The sequence below is a fragment of the Exiguobacterium acetylicum DSM 20416 genome, assembly GCF_000702605.1.
Classification (GTDB): domain Bacteria; phylum Bacillota; class Bacilli; order Exiguobacteriales; family Exiguobacteriaceae; genus Exiguobacterium_A; species Exiguobacterium_A acetylicum.
The window spans coordinates 2,559,959-2,581,897 of the sequence record NZ_JNIR01000001.1; the positions used below are offsets into that span (position 1 = coordinate 2,559,959).

24 protein-coding genes and 1 pseudogene are annotated in these 21,939 nt (G+C 46.2%); 13 read left to right on the forward strand and 12 right to left on the reverse strand.

Annotated elements, in window-relative coordinates:
• Positions 1–68: 68 nt before the first annotated feature.
• From P401_RS0113550 to P401_RS0113560, 3 genes are read right to left on the reverse strand one after another with little or no spacing between them, the layout of a single operon-like run.
• Complete coding sequence (locus P401_RS0113550; RefSeq protein WP_236627119.1) at positions 69–1,427, reverse strand: sensor histidine kinase; 1,359 nt, start codon at positions 1,425–1,427, stop codon at positions 69–71.
• 23 nt (positions 1,428–1,450) lie between these two features.
• Complete coding sequence (locus P401_RS0113555; RefSeq protein WP_023469704.1) at positions 1,451–2,143, reverse strand: response regulator transcription factor; 693 nt, start codon at positions 2,141–2,143, stop codon at positions 1,451–1,453.
• A gap of 20 nt (positions 2,144–2,163) precedes the next feature.
• Positions 2,164–3,369, reverse strand: coding sequence for a hypothetical protein (locus P401_RS0113560; RefSeq protein ID WP_236627120.1), 1,206 nt, complete (start codon positions 3,367–3,369; stop codon positions 2,164–2,166).
• A gap of 178 nt (positions 3,370–3,547) precedes the next feature.
• Between P401_RS0113560 and P401_RS0113565 the strand changes: the two genes are divergently transcribed.
• The gene (locus tag P401_RS0113565; protein WP_029342910.1) at positions 3,548–4,378 is read left to right on the forward strand and encodes a Cof-type HAD-IIB family hydrolase; all 831 of its coding nucleotides are present in this window, start codon (positions 3,548–3,550) and stop codon (positions 4,376–4,378) included.
• 50 nt (positions 4,379–4,428) lie between these two features.
• On the opposite strand, the gene P401_RS0113570 is transcribed toward P401_RS0113565, so the two are convergent.
• A complete protein-coding gene (locus tag P401_RS0113570) occupies positions 4,429–5,088 on the reverse strand; it encodes a uracil-DNA glycosylase (RefSeq protein ID WP_029342911.1) in 660 nt (219 codons plus the stop codon).
• Between the two features lie 80 nt (positions 5,089–5,168).
• On the opposite strand from P401_RS0113570, the gene P401_RS0113575 reads away from it, so the two are divergent.
• Positions 5,169–5,894 (forward strand): WecB/TagA/CpsF family glycosyltransferase, encoded by a 726-nt coding sequence (locus tag P401_RS0113575; protein ID WP_029342912.1) that lies wholly within the window; start codon positions 5,169–5,171, stop codon positions 5,892–5,894.
• Positions 5,895–5,944: 50 nt separating this feature from the next.
• Here P401_RS0113575 and P401_RS0113580 read toward each other — a convergent pair whose 3' ends face one another.
• Together P401_RS0113580 and P401_RS0113585 are read right to left on the reverse strand one after the other, a co-directional pair.
• A complete protein-coding gene (locus P401_RS0113580; protein WP_023469709.1) occupies positions 5,945–6,577 on the reverse strand; it encodes an NAD(P)H-dependent oxidoreductase in 633 nt (210 codons plus the stop codon).
• A gap of 146 nt (positions 6,578–6,723) precedes the next feature.
• Entirely contained in the window at positions 6,724–7,182 is a 459-nt protein-coding gene (locus P401_RS0113585) for a MarR family winged helix-turn-helix transcriptional regulator (RefSeq protein WP_029342913.1), read from the reverse strand.
• Between the two features lie 170 nt (positions 7,183–7,352).
• Between P401_RS0113585 and P401_RS0113590 the strand changes: the two genes are divergently transcribed.
• Together P401_RS0113590 and P401_RS0113595 are read left to right on the forward strand one after the other, a co-directional pair.
• Entirely contained in the window at positions 7,353–7,613 is a 261-nt protein-coding gene (locus tag P401_RS0113590; protein ID WP_029342914.1) for a hypothetical protein, read from the forward strand.
• Positions 7,614–7,630: 17 nt separating this feature from the next.
• Entirely contained in the window at positions 7,631–8,584 is a 954-nt protein-coding gene (locus P401_RS0113595) for a LacI family DNA-binding transcriptional regulator (protein ID WP_029342915.1), read from the forward strand.
• A 55-nt stretch (positions 8,585–8,639) separates the two neighbouring features.
• Here P401_RS0113595 and P401_RS0113600 read toward each other — a convergent pair whose 3' ends face one another.
• The 5 genes and pseudogenes from P401_RS0113600 to cbpA form a co-directional block, all read right to left on the reverse strand.
• Positions 8,640–9,293, reverse strand: coding sequence for a C40 family peptidase (locus tag P401_RS0113600; RefSeq protein WP_050678422.1), 654 nt, complete (start codon positions 9,291–9,293; stop codon positions 8,640–8,642).
• Between the two features lie 219 nt (positions 9,294–9,512).
• A pseudogene (locus P401_RS17820) lies at positions 9,513–12,729 on the reverse strand (efflux RND transporter permease subunit).
• Positions 12,730–12,743: 14 nt separating this feature from the next.
• A complete protein-coding gene (locus P401_RS0113610) occupies positions 12,744–13,301 on the reverse strand; it encodes a TetR/AcrR family transcriptional regulator (RefSeq protein WP_029342917.1) in 558 nt (185 codons plus the stop codon).
• Positions 13,302–13,468: 167 nt separating this feature from the next.
• Positions 13,469–14,239 carry a pyrroline-5-carboxylate reductase family protein gene (locus P401_RS0113615; RefSeq protein WP_029342918.1) on the reverse strand — a complete coding sequence of 257 codons (771 nt, stop codon included), beginning with the start codon at positions 14,237–14,239 and terminating at the stop codon, positions 13,469–13,471.
• 60 nt (positions 14,240–14,299) lie between these two features.
• A complete protein-coding gene (cbpA, locus tag P401_RS0113620) occupies positions 14,300–14,938 on the reverse strand; it encodes a cyclic di-AMP binding protein CbpA (RefSeq protein WP_023469717.1) in 639 nt (212 codons plus the stop codon).
• A gap of 340 nt (positions 14,939–15,278) precedes the next feature.
• Between cbpA and P401_RS0113625 the strand changes: the two genes are divergently transcribed.
• The 9 genes from P401_RS0113625 (at position 15,279) to queF (ending at position 21,436) form a co-directional block, all read left to right on the forward strand.
• On the forward strand, positions 15,279–15,896 hold the full coding sequence (locus P401_RS0113625) for a DUF47 domain-containing protein (RefSeq protein ID WP_029342919.1): 618 nt from the start codon (positions 15,279–15,281) through the stop codon (positions 15,894–15,896).
• 16 nt (positions 15,897–15,912) lie between these two features.
• A complete protein-coding gene (locus tag P401_RS0113630) occupies positions 15,913–16,917 on the forward strand; it encodes an inorganic phosphate transporter (RefSeq protein ID WP_029342920.1) in 1,005 nt (334 codons plus the stop codon).
• A 131-nt stretch (positions 16,918–17,048) separates the two neighbouring features.
• Positions 17,049–17,864, forward strand: a complete 816-nt coding sequence (gene pdxK / locus P401_RS0113635; RefSeq protein WP_023469720.1) for a pyridoxine/pyridoxal/pyridoxamine kinase — start codon at positions 17,049–17,051, stop codon at positions 17,862–17,864.
• Between the two features lie 61 nt (positions 17,865–17,925).
• Positions 17,926–18,294, forward strand: a complete 369-nt coding sequence (locus tag P401_RS0113640) for a YojF family protein (RefSeq protein WP_029342921.1) — start codon at positions 17,926–17,928, stop codon at positions 18,292–18,294.
• Entirely contained in the window at positions 18,291–18,941 is a 651-nt protein-coding gene (gene bshB2 / locus P401_RS0113645) for a bacillithiol biosynthesis deacetylase BshB2 (protein ID WP_029342922.1), read from the forward strand. Before P401_RS0113640 ends, bshB2 begins: the two co-directional genes overlap by 4 nt.
• 171 nt (positions 18,942–19,112) lie before the next feature.
• Positions 19,113–19,769, forward strand: a complete 657-nt coding sequence (queC, locus tag P401_RS0113650; protein WP_023469723.1) for a 7-cyano-7-deazaguanine synthase QueC — start codon at positions 19,113–19,115, stop codon at positions 19,767–19,769.
• Entirely contained in the window at positions 19,766–20,221 is a 456-nt protein-coding gene (queD, locus tag P401_RS0113655) for a 6-carboxytetrahydropterin synthase QueD (protein ID WP_023469724.1), read from the forward strand. Before queC ends, queD begins: the two co-directional genes overlap by 4 nt.
• Positions 20,218–20,934 (forward strand): 7-carboxy-7-deazaguanine synthase QueE, encoded by a 717-nt coding sequence (queE, locus tag P401_RS0113660; RefSeq protein ID WP_029342923.1) that lies wholly within the window; start codon positions 20,218–20,220, stop codon positions 20,932–20,934. The genes queD and queE overlap by 4 nt, the downstream gene beginning before the upstream one ends.
• A gap of 13 nt (positions 20,935–20,947) precedes the next feature.
• A complete protein-coding gene (gene queF, locus P401_RS0113665; protein WP_023469726.1) occupies positions 20,948–21,436 on the forward strand; it encodes a preQ(1) synthase in 489 nt (162 codons plus the stop codon).
• Between the two features lie 55 nt (positions 21,437–21,491).
• On the opposite strand, the gene P401_RS0113670 is transcribed toward queF, so the two are convergent.
• Positions 21,492–21,773, reverse strand: a complete 282-nt coding sequence (locus tag P401_RS0113670) for a helix-turn-helix domain-containing protein (protein ID WP_029342924.1) — start codon at positions 21,771–21,773, stop codon at positions 21,492–21,494.
• Positions 21,774–21,939 lie beyond the last annotated feature (166 nt).

Consider the following 21,939-nt stretch of genomic DNA (forward strand, 5'->3'; position numbering starts at 1 on the left):
CTGATCCATTTTGTACTATAATCCACTTAACTTTACCAGTTTCTGTTTCACTCTGCCCGTCTCAGTGTTTACGCTTTCGTGACAGGTAACAGAATCGTCGCAATGACGCCACCTTCCGGCTGATTATCAATGAATAGCTTGCCTTCATGTGCTTCGACGAGTTCTCGACAAATCGATAGTCCGAGCCCTGTTCCGCCCTTTCCTTTTTGCACTTGATAGAACTTTTCTGTGACGTGACGTAAGTGCTCTTTCGGAATGCCGGGACCTTCATCACTGAAGGAGAGGAACAACACACGCTCTGAACGAACGAGTCGAATGGTGATCGTGCCACCGACTGGAGAAAAGCGGATCGCATTATCAAGCAGGTTCAAGAAGACTTGTTTTAATCGGTTTTCGTCGTATAAACCAACGACTTGCGCCGGTAACTTCTGTACGATCTGGACATTTTTTTCTTCTAGCTTTTGACGAAGTTGCGCCGTCACGGTCTCGATGATTTCTGTCAAATTGACTTCCTGACGATATAAGACGAGGCGACTCGTCTCGAGTTTTGAGAAATCGAGTAACTGCTCAACGAGCGAAATCAAACGCTCCGTCTCCGAATGAATGATGCCCATCCCAAGCGACGCCTCTTCCGGCAACTGATCCTGTTCGACGAGTAACGTTTCACTCCAGCCTTTGATTGATGTCAGCGGTGTCCGCAATTCATGAGAAATACCAGAAATGAATTCATCTTTCAACGTTTCCTGCTGTTTGATCTGTTGCCCCATATAATTGATCGTCCGCGCTAATTCTCCAAGCTCGAACGAGTATTCCTCGTTCACCTTGACGTCGTAATGCTGTTTCGCGATTTGGTCCGATGCACCGATGACTTCTTGAATCGGTCGGACGATCGACGAGACGAGACGTGAGGAATAGATGAAGGCAAGTCCCCAAATTACTGTACCCAGGAGGACGATCGCTAAACAAATTTCGATCACACGTCGGTCGATTCGCTCAAGCGACGTCGTATAACGAAGCGCTCCCGTCGTCTGACCGAACGACACGACAGGTTCTGTTACTTCCAGTAAATGTTCTCCCGTTGTCTCATCGTCATATCGTTTCGTGACGGTCTGTCCCGCCCTTACTTGATTGACCGCCTCTCGCGTCAACTTCCGTTCTGAGATGAATCCAGTCGAAGAGTAACGCGGAATCCCTGTCGCATCCAACACTTCGATCTCAGCGTCTGGATAAGCGTAAGAGTCGAGTACATCATGGATCGTCGCTTCTGAATCGGCGTAATCATAAGCAAGACCGCTATTCACAAATAAGACAGCACTCGCATTCGCATGACGTTTCAAGACATCCGTCGCCGTCACGTAGTAATAGTTATAGGTCACGAACGAGAGGATCCCGATGACGAGTAAGACTGTCACCGTGATAATCGTCATGAACCGCATCAATATCTGGCGCTTCATTCTTCGTTACGCCACTTGTATCCATGTCCCCACAATGTTTCGATGAACTTCGGTTCCGCTGGATTCTCTTCGATTTTTTGACGAAGACGGCGAATGTTGACATCAACCGTCTTCCGATCACCAAAGTAATTCTCACCCCATACCGCATCGAGTAACTCATCTCGCGACATGACTTGATCTTCGTTTTTGATGAAGTGGCAAAGTAAATCGTATTCAGTTGGCGTCACTTCGACGTCGACACCTTCTTTTTGGACGCGCTTCGCCCCTAAATCAATCCGGAACGGTCCAGAGACGAGTTCACGCGGCTGTTTCCGACGACGTAACGTCTCTACCCGTCGCAGGAGCGACTGGATGCGCGCGAGTAGCTCTGCTGGACTGAATGGCTTCGCGATGTAGTCGTCCGCGCCTACGCTCAGTCCCATGACTTTATCCTCTTCTCGTGTTCGTGCCGTCAGCATGATGATCCCGACGACCTCATCCTTTGCCCGCGCCTGTTCACAGACGGCAAAACCGTCGACTTCCGGCATCATGATATCGAGTAACAGAATATCGAAGGTTTGTTGATCAAACTGCGCAAGCGCTTCTTTCCCATTCTCCGCCTCGATGACATCATAGCCTGCCCGTTTCAAATTAATGACAATGAAACTGCGAATCGCATGTTCATCCTCGGCTACTAGTATTTTGGTCATTCTCTTCTCCCCCTGATTCTTTATTCCACGAGTGTGACACGATTGACGAACACTTCATAATCCTTCGTCGCATCAATCACATAGACATAATCGATACCTTCTTTGATTTTTCTTTTTTGATCATTGGCAATGTATTGATTCTTCGGAATGACCTCTAATTCGAAATCAATCTGCTTCGTTTCCCGATTGATGAACCGAACACGATTTTCGCGTTTTTCGATCGTTTCACGCGTCGCCCAGTTGGCAGGGAACCGCATGACGAAATTGTATTCTTGATCGATGTATTGCTCTTCTCGCAGTTCGAACCCGCTCTCGAGAAATGGCGGATTATCTGACCCATTCCATGTGTAGTATGCCGTGATGCGTGGTTTCGGTTCTCCTTCACGCCCTTTACTACCTTCTGGCGTATATTGATGACCAAACTCGACGATTCCGTCTTGATCGACATCTTTCGGGAAGGTGTACATCGGTTCGACGATCTCGTCGACCTGACCGAAACGGATCTGTTCCAACGTATCGTTCGCTAAGCGGAATAATGCAATGTGCATTTTTGCATCGCGTGTATACGAGACGATCAAGCCTTTATTCCGAGCAGCATTGATCGTATCGACTTCAAATAAATCATGTTCTGCGAATAAATCGCCATCCTGCGTTGAAAGTGTCGTCTCTTGGTGCTCTTTCGACAGGATGTCTTTATAATAAATCAAACGAGACGGACTGCCCTTTTGCAGAAGCACCATATCCCGCTCTCGATCTTGATTCAAATCAGCTACCGACAGACGATCATACCGATCGACTTTCGTGACGTCTCGTTGCTTCGATAATAACTGCTCAATGATGTATAACGTATTTTCACCATAACTGGTAATACCGATGACCAGGTGGTTTTGTTTATGTCGTGCGTCAGTTATGACTTCGAGTCGATCGATGGCTCGACCGTCAGCTACCGTCTGTCGCGCCACGAGTCGCCATTTTTCGCCTTGTCGTTCATGGACGAGAAGATGAATCGTGAAGCGCCCGTCCTGCTCGCTGCGGTAGAAGGTGATCGCCTCATCTTTACCGTTTCGATCTAAATCGATCAGTTCGTATAGGCGTGATACCGCTTGATTTCGTGGTGCCACGATTTCTGCCTGTTTCGGCAAATCGCGGTCAATCCGTTCTTTCAACGACTGCTCCCATGCCGGAAGGGACGGATGTTCGAGTAGAGAGGCAGGATGCGGAAACATCGTACTACAACCTGCTAATAATAGACTTGATATGACTATGAAGAGATATTTCATAAAGTTGGAATCCTTTCCGTACGGGCTCTGTTTCCACTTTATCATACTCTCTTCGAGGAGAGTATATTGTCGAACGGGGTACAAGTTGTTACGATATACAGATAATTGAAAGGGGTTTGAATGTATGACATATAAAATGATTGTTCTCGATTTAGATGATACCTTGTTGACAAGTGACCATACGATTTCACCACGTACGAAAGAAGCTTTACTCGCTGCGCAACGTCGCGGGAAGAAGGTTGTGCTCGCTAGCGGTCGTCCGACTTTTGCCATGCTCGATCTCGCAAAAGAACTAGAACTCGCACGCTATGGAAGTTACATCCTAAGCTTCAATGGCGCGTCCATCATCGATTGTAAAACGAACGAGTCGCTCTTCCTCAGCACGCTTTCCCCGGAGACGGTCCACCGTCTCGACGATTTAAGTAAACGGGAGGGTGTCTACATCCACACGTATGTCGGACATGAGATCCTGACAGAGGAACCGAATGAATATACGACGCTCGAAGGACAATTGACAGGCATGGAGGTCATTCCTGTCGCTGATTTTAAAGCAGCGATTCAAACACCTGTCGTCAAGTGTTTAATGATGGCAGAAGAGACGCACCTTGCGCGCGTCGAACAGACGCTTCAACAGGAACTTGCGGGTGAACTCGCGGTAGCTCGCTCGAAGCCATTTTTCCTTGAATTCACAGAAGATGGTGTGACAAAAGGCACAAGCCTTGCCTTACTGTCTGAAAAACTGGGAATCGCTCAAGAAGAAGTCATTGCTTGTGGAGACGGCAACAACGATCTATCGATGATCGAATGGGCAGGTCTTGGCGTCGCGATGGCGAACGCAGCCGATACCGTCAAAGAAAAAGCACAGTATATGACTGCTTCGAACGATGAAGATGGTGTTGCTCTCGTCGTCGAAAAGTTCATGATGGATGAAGAACCAACCGTTTCAAGCCGTTAATTAACTCAAAAAGCGTGTGTTCCGCATTCAACGGAACACACGCTTTTGATTTACGACAAACACCAGTCGATCGGTTCTCTCCCCTGCTCTTTGAGCCAGGCATTCGTCTGTGAATACGGTTTACTACCGAAAAATCCACGACTCGCTGATAAAGGGCTCGGATGAACGGCTTCAAGAACAAGATGACGATCCGTATCGATCAGCGCTTTTTTACTCTTCGCGTGATTCCCCCAGAGGATGAACACGATCGGTTGTGTCTGTGTTCCTAATACTTCGATGACCCGATCCGTGAACTGTGCCCAACCTTTTTTAGCATGGGATCCTGCTTTCCCCTCCTCAACCGTAAGCGACGTATTGAGTAAGAATACTCCTTGCTGAGACCATGCTTCGAGATTTCCGGATGTCGGTACCGGACAACCGATATCCGCGACGAGTTCTTTATACATGTTTCGAAGGGACGGAGGAATCGGAACTCCGTCATGGACGGAAAAGCTGAGTCCATTCGCCTGTCGCGGACCATGATAAGGATCTTGCCCTAAAATGACGCACCGGACATCTTCTGGCGCGACCGCATCAAACGCATGAAAGATCCGGTCCTTCGGAGGATAGACAGTCGTCGTTTGATAGGCTTCCTTCAAAAAAGCCCACAGTTCTTGAAAGTAGGGTTTTTCCTTTTCTTCTTTTAACACGGTTTGCCAAGATGGATGCATGTGAATCCGCTCCTTTTTCAGCCTCAAGTCGCTGTTCGTCCGTCTTGATTCTGCTATGATGGATGATGAGGTGGAAAACTATGATTCAGACAAAACAATTATTCGGACTACCATTCGTCGATTCGGCACCTTCGCAATGGTATACCCATATTAAAACAATCTTACACGACCGCGGAAAAGCCTTTCTTGTCACCGCAAATCCAGAGCTCGTATTGCGTGCATTGCGTGAACCTTCCTACGAAGCCATTTTACGACGGGCGACGTTCATCACACCAGACGGAATCGGTGTGACCGCTGCCAGTAAACGGATGGGAGCACCGCTCACTGCGACATTGCCAGGAATCGAGACCGCACGTGAACTATTGCGGACGGCAGACGCACTCGAGAAGCGTGTCTTTTTACTCGGTGGACGCCCGGAAGTTATGAAATCGCTGATCCGTCAGTTATCGATTCGTTTTCCGAACATCCACTTCGTTGGAACGTTTCATGGTTTTGGAAAGACAGAAGAAGCAACGAAAGCCATTACAGAAGCAGACGCTGATCTTGTTCTCGTCGCGCTAGGTGCGCCAAAACAGGAAGAATGGATTGCTTCCATCTATGATCAAGTCGATCACGGCATCTTCATCGGTGTTGGTGGTGCGTTCGACGTCTGGTCAGGACATAGTAAACGTGCGCCTAAATTATTCCGTCGCTTCAAGCTAGAGTGGCTCTATCGTATCTCGACGCACCCTCGTGGATTCGAGAAACTCAAGGATTTGTTACTTTTCCTGACGCTCGTGCTTCGTAAAAAATCAACGCTCTCTTGAGAGCACACAAAAAGGCTCCCGACACGGCGGGAGCCTTTTCTACGCTTATCTTATGCGTTGACAGTCGAGAATGAACGACCGAGTTCTTTCGCTTTAGCGATTGCTGCTTCTTTGATTTCTTCTGCTTTTTCTGGGTTCATTGCCATACCTTCGATGAAGAGTGCATCGTAGTCTGTTACACCAGTGAAAGCAAGTGCTTGACGGAGGTAGTCATCACCGAAGTTGAGACCAGATCCTGTGTAGACGCCGCCTGTTGCTTGGATGTGGAGTGCTTTTTTGCCTTCCATCAAACCTTTTGGACCTTCTGCAGTGTAAGCGAATGTTTTACCTGCAAGAAGAACGCTGTCGATGTACATTTTGAGACGTGCTGGGAAAGAGAAGTTCCACATTGGTGTGACGAAGACATACTCATCTGCTTCCATGTATTGCTCGAGATGTTTTGTCATCGTACCAACTTTTGCGATCTCCACTTCTGTTAATTCTTCGCCAGTTGCGAATTTGCCCCATGCGCTTAACACGTCTGTGTCGATTTCTTGGACTGTTTCGTTATATAGATCAAGAACTTCTACTTCAGCTGAAGGATTCGCTGCTTTGTAGCTTTCGAGGAATGCTTCGCCGACTTGAAGGCTGAAAGAGTGTTCTGTAGCTTTCGGGTTAACAGTTACATAAAGTAATTTAGTCATTATTATTTCTCCCTTTTATTTAAAGTAAATTCTGTAACTAAACATACCAACCACCTTTTCGTTTGTCAATTAGTTTGACTTCTTAACGAATAAAAAAAAGCCCAAGTCCGTGACTTGAGCTTGCTTGATCTTATAAGTGCTAATTCTTACACATTTTCGAGCGGCGTATAATGTTCGGCTCGTAAACCGATTCGTTTTAACTGATCAATCAATTGTTCCTTTTCAGAAACCGACAAATCCTTGAATAGGTCTGCTAAAAAGGCTTCGTGTTTCGGGAATGTCTCTTCCATTAGTTCGCGCCCAGCTTCGGTTAATGTCCCAAACGTGACACGACGATCCGTCGCACATGATTTTCGCGCAATCAACCCACGCTTTTCAAGTTTATCCACGACATACGTCACACTTCCGCTCGTTAATAGAATTTTATCGCCAATTTGTTGTAGAGGCGTGTCCCCTTTGTGGTACAGCAATTCCAGAACGCCGAATTCCGATAAATTCAACTGATGTGTTTTGATGTCTGCCTTCACTTGCTCCGTCACCGCATGCATCGTCCGAGATAGAACAACGAGCATTTTCAATGCCAGCTTCGAGTCTGTCGATTCCATTTTACGTTCGCCCCTCTTTGTGTTGTATCGTCACAATCATAGACTTCTTTGTCTACCTGGTCAATTCTTGCTGAATTTTTCCAATCGATTCGCTGCGTAAAAATAGTTCTTGCCGTGAAACGCGTTTCATAGCCTATCGTCTTGATATACACTAAAAAGGAGGTAATATCATGTCGATTCATACACGATTAATCCAGCTGTTTAAACGAAATGTTGCTTTTGAGTGGGCCATCGAACAATTGCATACACCAGCAGGCTATTATTTGTGTCAGCACACGTTGGTCGATCAATACCCTGATTTGTCTCCTCAAGAAAAAACGCGACTGCTCTCAAAAATCAATGAACTGGCTGAGCAGACAGCTCCATTTTCGGCTCCCGTCTCTCGACAGGATTGGCGCCGACTTGAACGACGATTATCTCGTAAGATGTAATCCAGGAGGGATGCGCGATGACGAACATCCGAGACTTGGCACGTGAAGCCAACGTGTCCGTTACGACAGTCTCACGTGTACTAAATGATCACCCTTATGTGGCGAACGAGAAACGACAAGCTGTTCGAGAAGCCATCGAAAAACTCGGATATATCCGTAATCAGACTGCCGTTCATCTATCGACAGGTATGACAAAAACGGTCGGAGTCATGCTCCCGTTCGTTGATCATCCGTATCACGCTGCTATTCTTCAAGGCATCGCACAAGCTGCCTTTGACGCGAGTTATCGGTTCTTGACGTGGCAAACGAATTATGTGGAAACGCATGAGCAACTGGCACTGGATGCGCTGGCACAACAGGAAATCGACGCACTCATCGTCGTGTCGCACAGTCTTCCGTTATCAGCGATTTTACCATATGAACGTTATGGACCCATCGTCTTTTGTGAACACCATGAAGATGTCGCTGCCGTCTATATCGATCACTATACGGCCTTTCAACAAGGACTTTCACATCTGCGACAACAAGGACATACGAGCATCGGCATCTGTCTTGGGCGACCGGACAGCACGAATAGCTTGGCACGTAAACATGCGTATCAAGAGGTCGTGCGTGACGAATTCGTCTATGAACAGACCTTGACGATTGAAGATGGCGCGACTATCGCAAGGCGTTGGATGCAACAAAAACAACGACCGACCGCCATCTTGACCGCAAGTGATCACGTCGCAGCGGGTCTGATCTTGGAACTCCGAAAACAAGGCTATCAGGTTCCCGGAGACCTGTCTGTCATTGGTTTTGATGGAAGTGAACTCGCTGAAGTCTTAGCGATGACGACCATCGCGATTCCGTATGCCACGATCGGACGACATGCTTTTCAATTAACCATCCGTGAAGATCTTGTTGCTCGTCCACAAATCGAAGTTCCTTCGGCGTTCATTGATGGAACGACCGTTCTTCCTCATACCTGAATCCATATAAAAAAGCGACGAGTTCATCGATTTGAATTCGTCGCTTCATTTTCGTTTAAAGAGTTCCTGCCGCTACATACCGTGATCCCCAGTAGCCGCCACGGAACGATTCTTTGACGACTCTTCCATAATACGAGTTCGCGTTGATCATCGTACCGCCATCAACAGCGATTCCAACGTGTTGAATCCCACTTCCATGTGTAAAGAAGACGAGATCCCCAGCGCCAGGTGCCGTACGTTTTGTTGCTGAGTATTGAGCCGCTGCCGTACGTGGGAGTGATTTTCCTAGTGCTTGATAGACGTAACGTGTAAATCCAGAGCAATCAAAGCTAACAGGACCTGTCGCACCAAAAACATAAGGACGTCCTTTGAGACCTTCTGCTACCGAAACGATCGTTGATCCTGTTTTACTAAGACCTTTCGTCGCTTTAGCGTTATATGCTTTCGTGTATGTAGAGGCGATGTATGCTGATTTCCCTTGATGACGAATTTGATACCATTCTTTGACCTGACCTACGACGGTTACAGCTTGTCCAAGTTTCAATTGCCCGACTCGTTTACTTGATACAGCAGCTTTTGCACGAATATTCAGCACATCCACTGACACCACTACTTTTTTACTTGTTGCAGCTTGCGTTGATGCTGGGACGAGTGTCCAACTACTGATGAGTAACGTTAAGGTTAACAAAACACGAGTGACAGCTTTCATCGATTCATTCTCCTCTTATGTATGAATGTATTGTACGTCTGAATTGTCAGATAATTTATGTATTTATCCTATCATGTTCCAGATTTTCATCATATTACAGTTCTTTAACGCGCATTCTTTTTCGTAATACTTTTGTAACAAAATAAAAAAACAGGTTGTAGAACGGCTTAGGATAGCCATTTCTACATACCTGTCAGTTTGAGTCACTTAATCGTTTTTTCAAGAATCAATTGACTTCTTTTTACGGAAACGTGCTAAGAATTCATAGACGATCGGCACGATAAGGAGTGTCAACAACGTCGAACTTGTCAGTCCACCGATGACCGTCACACCTAACCCTTTTGAAATCAATGCGCCACCTTCGAGTCCAAGCGCAAGTGGTGCAAGTGCACCAATCGTCGCAAGTGCTGTCATCAAGATTGGACGTAAACGTGTACCTGCTGCATCGAGTAGTGCTTCACGCGTCGATAAACCTTCCGCTTCTTTATGAATGACACGGTCGATCAAGACGATCGCATTCGTCACGACGATTCCGATCAACATCAAAGCACCAATCAAGGATGACACAGAAATCGTCTCTCCTGTAATCAACAGGGCAACCAGTCCACCGATGATTGCGAATGGAAGTGAGAACAAGATGACGAGGGGTGTCAATGCTCCTCCAAACGTAATGACGAGGACGAGATAGACGATCGCTACAGCTGCTGCCATTGCTAGACCAAGCTGTGTGAACGACTCTTGGATTTGTTCTGTGACTCCACCTTGCTCATACGAGACACCTGTCGGACGATCAATGTTTTTAACAGATTTTTCAATCGCTTGAGAAGCCTCTGTTGCTTTATCCGTTTTTAGCTCTGCTGTAACGGTAGCAACGAGCTTTCCATCACGTTCATTGAGCGAATCAGGAGTCGTTCCTTTTTTCACTTCAACGAAATCTGACAGTTTGCGCACGCCAAGCGGTGTCACGACATCCGTCTCTTCCAAGTCTTGAACGGAATCATATGTCGTTTGTTCGTTTGGAACGATGACATCGAGTTCCTTTCCATCTACCTTAATAGTAGAAAGTGGTTTTTCTTCTCCTTGGACATTGGCAATGCCTTGCGCAAGTTGTGCTGTTGAAACGCCGAATTCAGCCGCTTTTTGCTGATCGACTTCGAACGTATATTGCGTATAAGCTTCTTTTAAATCTGTCGTTACTTTTCGAACATACTTCGATTCACCTTCGATGGCGTCGACGAATTTCGGCGTTACTGCTTCTAAGTCTTCAATATTATTCGCAAAGATTGAATACGAGACGCCTGACGAAGCTGCGCCACCACTAAAGTCTTGCTCTTTCCATTCTCCTGTCGGAATGTCAGCATTCAGCTGTTTGATGGCTGTCTGTTTAACATCTGCGAAATCTTCCGTATCTGGATTGTATTGAACGATGAAGACACCTTGTTTCGTGTTCCCTGGATTTAATGGATTTTCTCCACCGACAGTAAACTGAAGATTATCGATATTTTTTTTGTTTGTTGAAATAATCTTCTGCTTGATCAGCTGCTTTTAACGAATCATCTAGCGTTTGACCTGGTTTTGGATTGTACGTGACATAGAGTGTCTTTTCTCCTTCTTGATTCAAGAAGTTGACGCCAATCGTTGGTACGAGAGCAAAACTACCGATCAATAGTAAGACTGAGAGACCAAAGACGATAAGTTTATGGTTGAGAGACCAATTCAGCATACGGCGATATCCATTCGCTAGCTTTCCGCCCTCTTCTTTTTCCGGTTTTGGTGCTTTACCACGCTTAAAGAGCGAATCAGCGAACATCGGAACGACTGTAACCGCAACGATCAAGGACGCGAACAGTGCAAAGACGACTGTCAACGCGAATGGTAAGAAGAGCTCACCAACGAATCCCGTAACGAATCCGAGCGGCAAGAAGACCGCGATCGTGACAACCGTAGACGATGCGATTGGAATGAATACCTCTCGTGTTGCACTGATAATTAGTTCTTTTCCTTTTAACTTTTCCGTCGGATCCGTCAAACGACGATAAATATTTTCGATAACGACGATGGAATCATCAACGACTCGACCAATCGCGACCGTCATGGCTCCGAGTGTCATGATATTCAAGGAAATATCCATCTGCTTCAGCACAAAGATTGCCATCAAAAGAGATAACGGAATCGAAATAACAGCGATGATCGTTGATTTGATGTTTCGTAAGAACAGCAAAATGATGACGATCGCAAATAATGCACCAATCAATGCTTTGCTGATCATCGTCGAAACAGATTCCTCAATTGGTTTTCCTTGATCAAGTGTCACAGATGCCTTGACCGAACCGTTTTCTTTTTCAAAGTCTTTGATCGTCTGCTTCACTGCATTGACGACATCGACGGTATTCGCATCTTGCGACTTCGTCACTTGAACACCAATCGATCGTTCACCATTCGAACGCGAGATCGATTCTTCGATCCCTTTATCTTCGATCGTCGCGACTTGCGACAAGGTGATAGTTGGTACTTGCGTAGGCGCCGTCTGTGTTGCTTGACCTGATGCTGCACCTGTCGATGGTGTCGTTTGAGATGACGCAGGAGCTGACGATGGTGCTTGTCCTGCTTGTCCTGCTTGTCCTGCTTGTCCTGCTTGTCCTGCTTGTCCTGCTTGTCCTGCTTGTCCTGCTTCAGGAGTATTCGATGCTGGTGGTGTATAGGGAAGACGAAGATCTTTTAATTCCTTGACCGTCGTTGCTTTTCCATCTAATACGACTGCTTGTTCTTTATCTCCTAACTCGTACAAGCCAAGCGCTAAACGGGAATCATTAGCTTGAATCAATTGTTTCGCATTCTCTTCGGTTAGACCGTAACGTTCGAGTTTTTTCTCATCGAAGCGAATTTCGATCCGACGAATCTCTTGACCCGCGACTTGAACCGTCTGTGCCCCTTCGATTCCTTCAAGCTTCGGTTGAAGTTCGTTTTCAACGAGTTTCGTCAACTCAGACAGGGAACGTTCCTTATCCGAAACGGCAAAACCGATGACCGGGAAGGCATCAAAGGAAATCCGGGATACTTGTGGTTCCTGAACACCTTCTGGCAGTTCGACGTTTGAAAGAGCTTCTTTTACTTTTTGCTCGGCTTCTTCCATATCCGTACTGAAGTTATAGTCGATTTGCAGGTTCGATGCATTTTGGAAGGACGTCGAACGTACTGTATCGACTCCTGATAAATTTTCGACCTTACTTTCAAGTTCTCGACTGACTTCATCTAGAACTTGTTCTGGTGTAGCACCTGGATAAATCGTCGTCACCGACACGGTCGGTGTCGTGATGTCTGGCAATGTCTCGAGCTTCATCGATGTTCCCGCATAAATACCGGCAACCGTAATGATGATCGTCATAAGCCAGAGGGCAAACTTATTGTTCACCGAAAACTGGATGATCTTTTTCATCGTATGGTTCTCCCTCACTCTTCAATTTGTTTATCTAGTCGTCGTGCACGTTCTATTAATTGCTGAATCAATCGTTGTCGCACATCTGGAGACGGCGCACCGAACTGAAAATGCTCCGACAATTTCAAACCGTCCAATGTAAAACGAATCGATAATACTTCAACCGAATCCATCTGTTCTGTCAGTTGGCGGAAGAATTGCTCCGCTTGTCGCTTTCGTTCCTCGACGAACGTCGCGTGATTCTTTAACAAGGACAATAAATAAAGAAGCGCATCCATATCGAGATGGAATTCCTCTTGCTGCTGGATTTGCAACGTCACGAACGCTTCCATCGGTCCCATCGTCAACTGATGCTGTTCATATAGTTCAAATTGACGTGCTTCCTGCGCCTCGATGACACCCATTAATAAGGCTTCCTTCGAAGCGAAATGATACAGCAATCCACCTTTTGAGACATTCGCTTGTTTCGCTACTTCTTCAAGCGTCAATTGGGTGAATCCTTGTTGCAAAATGATCGTCGTCGTTGCTTCAAGAATCCGACGCCGTGTCTCTTGCGCTTTTGCACTGGCCAATAGTCTCCCCCTTCCCTCATATTTACTGTACCGTCTGGACGGTTTCTTTTTACAGTGTACGAATTTTGATTTCAAGATGCAATCGCTTTGCTTATGTTTCACGTGAAACTTTCGTGAACGAAAAATCGCTTGCGTACGATGATATACGCAAAAGATTTTTAAATACATTATTCTTCTGTTTCGCGTGCACTCTCTCGCAGTGCCGCTTGCATCGTATCGAACAGCTGACGCTCGCGTAGCACTTGGACGCCACGATCCGTTGGTCCACCAGGTGCTGCAACATCGGCAATAAGACGATCCGTACTTGCGTCGGAGCGCATGAGAATTTCGGCTGAACCTTTCATCGCTTGAGCCACGATTCGACGTGCATTTTCTTCTTCAAAACCAGCATCCGTCAAAACCGGCACCATGCCAGCTACGATTTCATAGAAGAAAGCAGGACTACATCCAGCTGCCGCCATGAATGCAGGCATCGTCGATTCATTTGCTTCCGCAATTTCTCCGACACGTCCAAATAATGCCTCGACTACACTTCGGATCTCTTCGTTCACACGTGAGCCGAACCATAGTCCAGTCATTCCTAAACGGTGTGCGACTGGGGTATTCGGCATGGCAGCGACTGTCGGACATTTTGCCAACTGTTCGATTTCATGTGGTGTAATGTGTGCGGCAATCGAAACGATCGTCTGATTCGTCCATTCTTGATTCGCTACATAGTCGAGTACACCATCGGGTTGCATGCCCAGCATGACGATATCGTATAGTGAGACGTCCTCCTGCTCGACCGTCTGAACACCATGTCGCGCTGCGACTTCCGTTAAACGTGCCCCGCCACTCCGATTCGTCATCGTGATATCTTCTCGTGCAAATCCAGAAGCGACCCACCCTTGAACGAGTGCCTCACTCATCGCACCGGCTCCTACTACTAACAATTTCATCGTCTATCCTTCCTTTCCCTCAAAAAAAGACCAGTCATGAACTGGTCTTGTGCGGGTCCATTATACACGAACGGCTAAATCTTCGACAGCAACGACACGAAGTCCCTTGTCGTCAAGTTTCTTGACGATTTTTTTCTTCGTCTTCTCGTCACAATCCGTCGGTAATGTAATCAATACACGACGCATGACGCTACTCTTCGCATCGAGCGTCATCAGACTCGCGACCGTCGAATATTTGTTGACGATCTTCGAAATTTTCTCAAGTGCCCCTTTTTGTTCACTTAAAGCAACTGTCAGGACGTAACTTCCAGAATCACGGTTCCACGCTTCTTCAAGCATTCCGAGCATTTTTCCGTGCGGCAGGATGCCGAAGAAATGACCGTCGTCATTTAGTACAGCGATATACGGCAATTCCTTGATCGAGAAGAAAACTTCAAAGAAATTACTTCCTGTATAGATGTATTTGGATGTATTCTTAATCAGCGACATGACGTTGTCGTCTAAGCTGCCACCATTCATCCCATGCCGATAGATGTGCATCTTATAGATGTTACCTTTGAAGTCCTGTCCTGATTGGTCAAGGACTGGAACACAGCGGTATCCGGTTTTTTCAAGTGTGTCGAGTGCTTCACGAATCGTCGCTGTCTCGGAAATCGTGACACATTGATGCTTCGGAATACATAAACTTTGTACGAGCATAATAAAATCCTCCTCTTTTACCTGATTACGCAGACTTAATCATATCATTCGATTTTCATGCGCCATATCCTCTTTTCCCACTTCTGATGCGCTTTTATTCTTACAATCACAAAACAATCTCTTGAAATCACAACGTAATCCAACTCATTTCAATCAAGTACACTTTATCTCCCTATTGTCAGACAATTTATTAAATCCACAATCAGCTTCATATTAAGATTTATTAAGATTTCGTAAAGACGCTTCATAAATGTATTCTTTTACAATACCGTCTGCTACAATCGAACTCGTGAAGTTACTTCACTATTCTATTCTTGTTCTTAATATGGAGGCAGAAGAAATGTTTAGTAAAAAACAAGATCCATTTGCAGTGAAATTATCAGAAATCGCAGGACACTTAAAAACGACTTCGCAATTCTTCGTTGACTTTAAAATCAACGGCATCGCGGATGTAAAAGAATTTGCCCATAAAGTAAAAGACTTCGAAACAGCTGGGGACGATTTGATGCACCAGTTGATCATCGACTTGAACAACGCGTTCATCACACCAATCGATCGTGAAGACTTACTCGCACTTGCTAACGCACTTGATGACGTCTTAGATGGCTTTGAAGAATGTTCAGCGATCTTCGAAATCTACAATATCGTTCAAGCAGACGAGCACATGATCAAGTTCGTCGATGAAATCAACATCGCTGTCACAGAACTCGCGATGGCAATGGATCTTCTTGTTGCCCGTAAATTACAACCGATGCGTGAACACGTCATTAAAATCAAAGAGCAAGAGACGATTTGTGACAACCTACGCCGTAAATCGATCAAAGCATTGTTCGCAACAGAAACAGATCCAATTAAAATCATTCAATACAAAGAAATCTATGAATCGCTCGAATCAATCGCGGACTACTGCCAAGATGCAGCTAACGTCATTGAAACGATCATCATGAAAAACGCTTAAGTGAGGAGCTAACGAGATGGATAGCCTGTTTATCATCACCGCCATAATCGTGATTCTCGCACTTAGCTTCGACTTCATCAACGGTTTCCACGATACAGCGAACTCGATCGCGACTTCGGTGTCGACTCGTGCTTTGAAACCACGTCATGCCATCATCTTGGCTGCATCGATGAACTTCCTAGGTGCAATCACGTTCACTGGAGTCGCAAAAACGATCTCTGGTGACATCGTTGACCCGTCAACACTTGAACATGGTAGCTACGTCGTTATCGCTGCCTTGATTTCAGCCATTGCTTGGAACCTTTTGACTTGGTACTTCGGTATTCCGTCAAGTTCTTCGCATACACTGATCGGTTCGATTGCTGGTGCTGCTGTTGCCTCTGTCGGATTCGGAGGAATCGAAGCAAAAGGCTTCTTGAAAATCGTTCAAGCCTTGCTGATTTCACCAGTGCTTGCATTCACACTCGGTTTCATCGTTTATGCAATCTTTAAAGTCATCTTCAAAAAAGGAAACTTGGCGAAGACGAATCGTCGCTTCCGTCATGTTCAAATTGCAACCGCTGCTTTGCAGTCGTATACACACGGTACGAACGACGCACAAAAAGCGATGGGTATCATCACGCTTGCTTTGATCTCATCTGGTTATCAAACAGATCACGAAGTTGCGACTTGGGTTAAACTCTCATGTGCGATTGCGATGGGTCTCGGAACATCTGTCGGTGGATGGCGGATCATCAAAACCGTTGGTGGTCAAATCATGAAAATCCGTCCGGTCAACGGGGTTGCAGCTGACTTAACATCAGCAGCGATCATCTTTGGTGCAACGGCGATTCATCTTCCGGTTTCGACGACACACGTCATCTCTTCTGCCATCTTGGGTGTAGGTACATCGCACCGTAAGAAAGGTGCAAAATGGGGAACTGCACAACGTATGCTCATTACATGGGTCATCACATTGCCGATTTCGATGGCTTTCGCTGCCTTGATCTACTATATTCTCGACTTCTTATTCATTAAATAAGTACTTGCCCCGCCTACTCAAAAGAGGTGGGGTTTTGTGTACGTTAGAAGCGTCGACAGTTGTTGTTTTTCCCATAATTCGCTATGATGAAGAACAAGAAGGATTGTCTATTTCTTTAGGAGGAATGCCCCATGACAAAACGTAAAGCCTTAACGATTGCTGGTTCCGACACGAGTGGTGGAGCTGGTATTCAAGCTGATTTGAAAACATTCCAAGAACTTGGTGTCTATGGAATGAATGCTTTGACGGTCATCGTCGCACAAGACCCTGATCACTCTTGGCACCATGCGGTTTACCCAATCGACACAGAACTCGTCCGGACACAAATCCACACGGTCCTTGGAGGTATTGGTGTTGATGCGATGAAGACGGGTATGCTCCCGACTGTCGAAATCATTGAAGCCGTTGCTGAGAAAATTAAATCATCCGGCGTTCAAAACGTCGTGATCGATCCTGTCATGGTCTGTAAAGGCGAAGACGAAGTGCTGAACCCTGATACGGCAAACGCACTCCGTGATGTCTTGACGCCACTTGCAACGGTCGTCACACCGAACGTCTTCGAAGCCGGACAACTGTCGGGTCTTGGCAAGACACCAGCAACGATCGACGAGATGAAACTTGCAGCAGCACGGATTCACGAAAAAGGTGCGCAATACGTTCTTGTCAAAGGCGGCAGCAAGATTGACCATCCACAAGCAGTTGACGTGCTTTATGATGGAAAAGAGTTTATCCTGATTGAGGACGAACGAATCGAGACACCGTACACGCACGGTGCCGGCTGCACGTACTCTGCAGCAATCACGGCCGAACTCGCAAAAGGTGCATCGGTAGAAGCTGCTGTCCGTACAGCAAAATCTTTCATCACTTCTGCGATTCGTCATTCATTCCGTTTGAATGAATACGTCGGACCAACTGATCACGCTGCACATCGTACAGTCCAGTCTTGATCCGCTTAAGAAGTCCGCGATATCCGCGGACTTCTTTCTGTATAGGAGAGGAGAAAAGTTTATGCAAGCCATTGATTTACAAGAAATACAGCGTTATATCGACGAACATGCGAATACACCTCTGTATGTTCACGTCGAGACGACGAACGGTGCCTACGCGACGCACCAAGATCCAACTTTCCATAGTGCAGGGATGTTTTTCCGTAATGCGGAAATCACTTATGAACGTGGTCTGATCACAGGAAACGGACCTTACCGGATCGGTTTGAAACTCGCACACGGCTGGTTATACGGTGAAGGATTGACTGACTTCGAATTTGCTGGGGATCAATTATTGATTGCCGGTCACGATATCGAAGGACGTCTTGCAATTGCTTTTGAACTTAGCCCGACACCGTTCGCTCAAGGTGCAGAGGAGGTAGACGCATGACACACGAAGATCATTTACTCGTCGTCTTCCCTCACCCGGATGACGAAGCCTTCAGTTCTGCTGGTACGATCATCGAGCACGCTGAAAATCGTGGTCCTGTCACATACGCTTGTCTGACGCTTGGTGAGATGGGACGTAACATGGGACGCCCTGTCTTTACGAACCGGGAACAGCTCGCAACGATTCGTAAACGTGAGTTGATCGATGCTGCTGCGAAAATGAAGATTTCGGATCTTCAAATGTGGGGACTTCGTGATAAGACTGTTGAATTTGAGGATGAAGCAGCACTTGCCGACCGTATTCTTGCCTTGATTCAACAAACACGACCAACTCGTTTGATTTCGTTCTATCCGGGTTACGCGGTCCATCCCGATCATGAAGCAACAGCTCGCGCCGTCGTTCGTGCCCTTCGGATGATGGATCCTGCTGATCGCCCAGAGTTTCTTGCGGTCGCTTTCGCGAACAATACGAAAGAAGAACTCGGGGAAGGAACGTTCATTCATGATGTCAGTGTCTATACGGATCAAAAGATCAAGGCACTCGAAGCCCACGCTTCACAAACAGGTGGTCTGATGAAAGTCATCTCGGAAGACTCGAACATCCGTGACTTGCTCGTCAAAGAACGCTACTACCACTATCCACTTTAATCTTATTGCAAGAGATGCGTACCGTCCGACCGACGATACGCATCTCTTTTTTTGTCTTCATCAGAAAACGTCGACTTTTTCAATAGCTTCTGCTAGTGTGAATAGTTGAGACTATGTCTCCGGAGTTCGTAACCTCCTCCGTTACAAAAACTAGGAATGGAAGTGTACATTATGAAAAATGAACGTGCTCTTGTCGTCTTTAGTGGCGGCCAAGACTCAACGACTTGTTTGTTTCAGGCACTGAAACAATACGAAGAAGTCGAAGTCGTGACGTTTAATTACGGACAACGTCATGCACAAGAACTTGAAGTCGCACGCGACATCGCCTCTGAGCTCGGTGTCAAACACCATGAGCTTGATCTCTCTCTTCTCAGTCAACTGACGAGTAACGCCTTGACTGACCACAGCCAAACCATCACGACGAACGAAGATGGTCTTCCTTCTACTTTCGTAGATGGACGGAACCACCTGTTTCTTTCGTTCGCAGCCGTCCTTGCGAAAGGACGCGGAATCCGTCATATCGTCACTGGCGTATGTGAAACGGACTTTTCCGGTTACCCTGACTGCCGTGATGCCTTCATCAAGTCACTCAACGTGACATTGAACCTTGCGATGGACTATCCATTCGTACTTCACACGCCACTCATGTGGCTCGACAAAAAAGAGACGTGGGCGCTTGCCGATTCGCTCGGTGCATTTGATTTCGTTCGAAATCGCACGTTGACGTGTTACAACGGCGTCATTGGAGATGGTTGCGGCGAATGCCCAGCCTGTGAATTACGTAAAAATGGCTTAGATGCATACATCAAGGAGGTTCAACACACATGACATTCAATTACGAAGCACCTGAAACGGTCGAGCGCCCGACTGGCGACTCGCTTATCTATACAAAATCCCGCGTCATGATCGTTAAAAAATTAACGTTCGATGCAGCGCACCATTTATATGATTACGATGGAAAATGCCGTGCCCTTCATGGTCACACGTACCATGTCGATATGGGGATCAGTGGTTTTCTGGATCACCGCGGTATGACACTCGATTTTGGTGATCTTAAGAAAATCTTTAAAACACATCTCGAACCACTTCTCGATCACCGTTATTTAAATGAATCATTACCATACATGAATACGACAGCTGAAAACATGGCGGCTTGGATTTTCGAGACGCTCGGACAACACCTCCCAGACGAACGTGGACTCCGTGTCGAATTCGTTAAACTCTATGAGACACCGACTGCTTTTGCTGAAGTTCGTCGTGAGTGGATGAACGAAGCATGAGTGCTTTAACGAAAACACCAAAAATTCCGGTTCTCGAGATTTTCGGACCAACATTTCAAGGAGAAGGACGATCGATTGGTCAAAAGACGATGTTCGTCCGGACCGGCGGATGCGACTACTCCTGTTCGTGGCGTGACTCCGCCTTCACATGGGATGGCTCTGAAAAACCAGAACTCTTGACGGCAGAGACGATCGTGGAACGCCTTGATGCACTCGGCTCTTACGGACATGTCACGATTTCTGGTGGGAATCCGTTACTTCATGCATCAATCGGCACACTGGTTACGGCATTAAAAGAACGAAACATCACGATGTCCGTTGAGACCCAAGGTTCTTACTGGCAAAATTGGTTGCTTGATATCGATGATGTCACCCTTAGCCCTAAACCACCTTCAAGCGGGATGAAGATTGATTTCGATCGGTTGGATGTCTTTTTCAAACGTTTACCGGAACAACAACGTGCTGTTAAAATCGTCATCTTTAATGAGGAAGACCTTGACTTCGCGGCGATGATTTCAGAACGATATGCGCTAAAGACGCTTTATCTATCGCTCGGTAATCCTGATCCGCACGAAGAAGGAACGATCGCTCCGCGCATGCTACATGATTTAAAAACACTATGGGAACGCGTTGCTCGTGATGAACGCTTTAATCATGCGCGCGTCCTACCACAACTACATGCCCTCGTTTTCGCGAACGATCGTGGCGTCTAAGGAGAAATGATTCATGCGACCTGAAGATTTAAACGACTTATCGTTACTCGGCCAAAAAGCCGTCCCATACATTTTTGAATACCAACCAGAAGTTCTCGAAGCGTTTCCGAATCGTCACCCTGAGAATGATTACTTCGTGAAATTCAATGCACCAGAGTTTACGAGTCTTTGTCCGATCACGAATCAACCGGACTTCGCGACAATCTACATCTCGTACATCCCAGACGAAAAACTTGTCGAATCAAAATCACTGAAGTTGTACTTATTCAGTTTCCGTAACCATGGTGATTTTCATGAGAACTGCATCAACGTCATCGGAAAGGATCTCGTGAAATTGATGGAACCTCGCTACCTTGAAGTATGGGGCAAATTCACGCCACGCGGTGGAATCTCAATTGATCCGTACTACAATTATGGGAAGCCTGGTACAAAATACGAACAAATGGCAGAGCACCGTCTATTCAATCACGATCTCTATCCTGAAACGATCGATAATCGTTAAGACGACTAAAAGAGGAACAAGGGGAAATCCCTTTGTTCCTCTTTTTTAATACTCATCAACTAGATGGAAGGTCGATCAAGGACGTGCTATCATGCTGACGGATGACCTCAGGTGGCCAGATATGCCGAATTAAGTGATCCGAAGGGACATGTAAGACACGGGCCAGTCGCTCAATCATTGAAAATGAGGGATGGGCAATGCTACTTTCAATACGCTGGATCATCTCAGGTGTCGTCTCAGTTAACTCTGCTAATGTATGCTGATCTAACTGATGACGTTCTCGTAATGTACGAATTCGCTGTCCGTACTGTCCGATCGGTTGAATCCCTTCTTTCATCCGCTTCAAACATCCTTTCTTCTTTTAAAACTAGACAACGTTCACTGTAGTCTTATTCCCACTTTTTTTAAATCTGAATACCTTTCCGAACTACCAATTTTTAATCTAAATAAAATTTCAAATATTTTTCTTGTAAAACACTAGCTTTTTAAAAAGTTATCGCTTA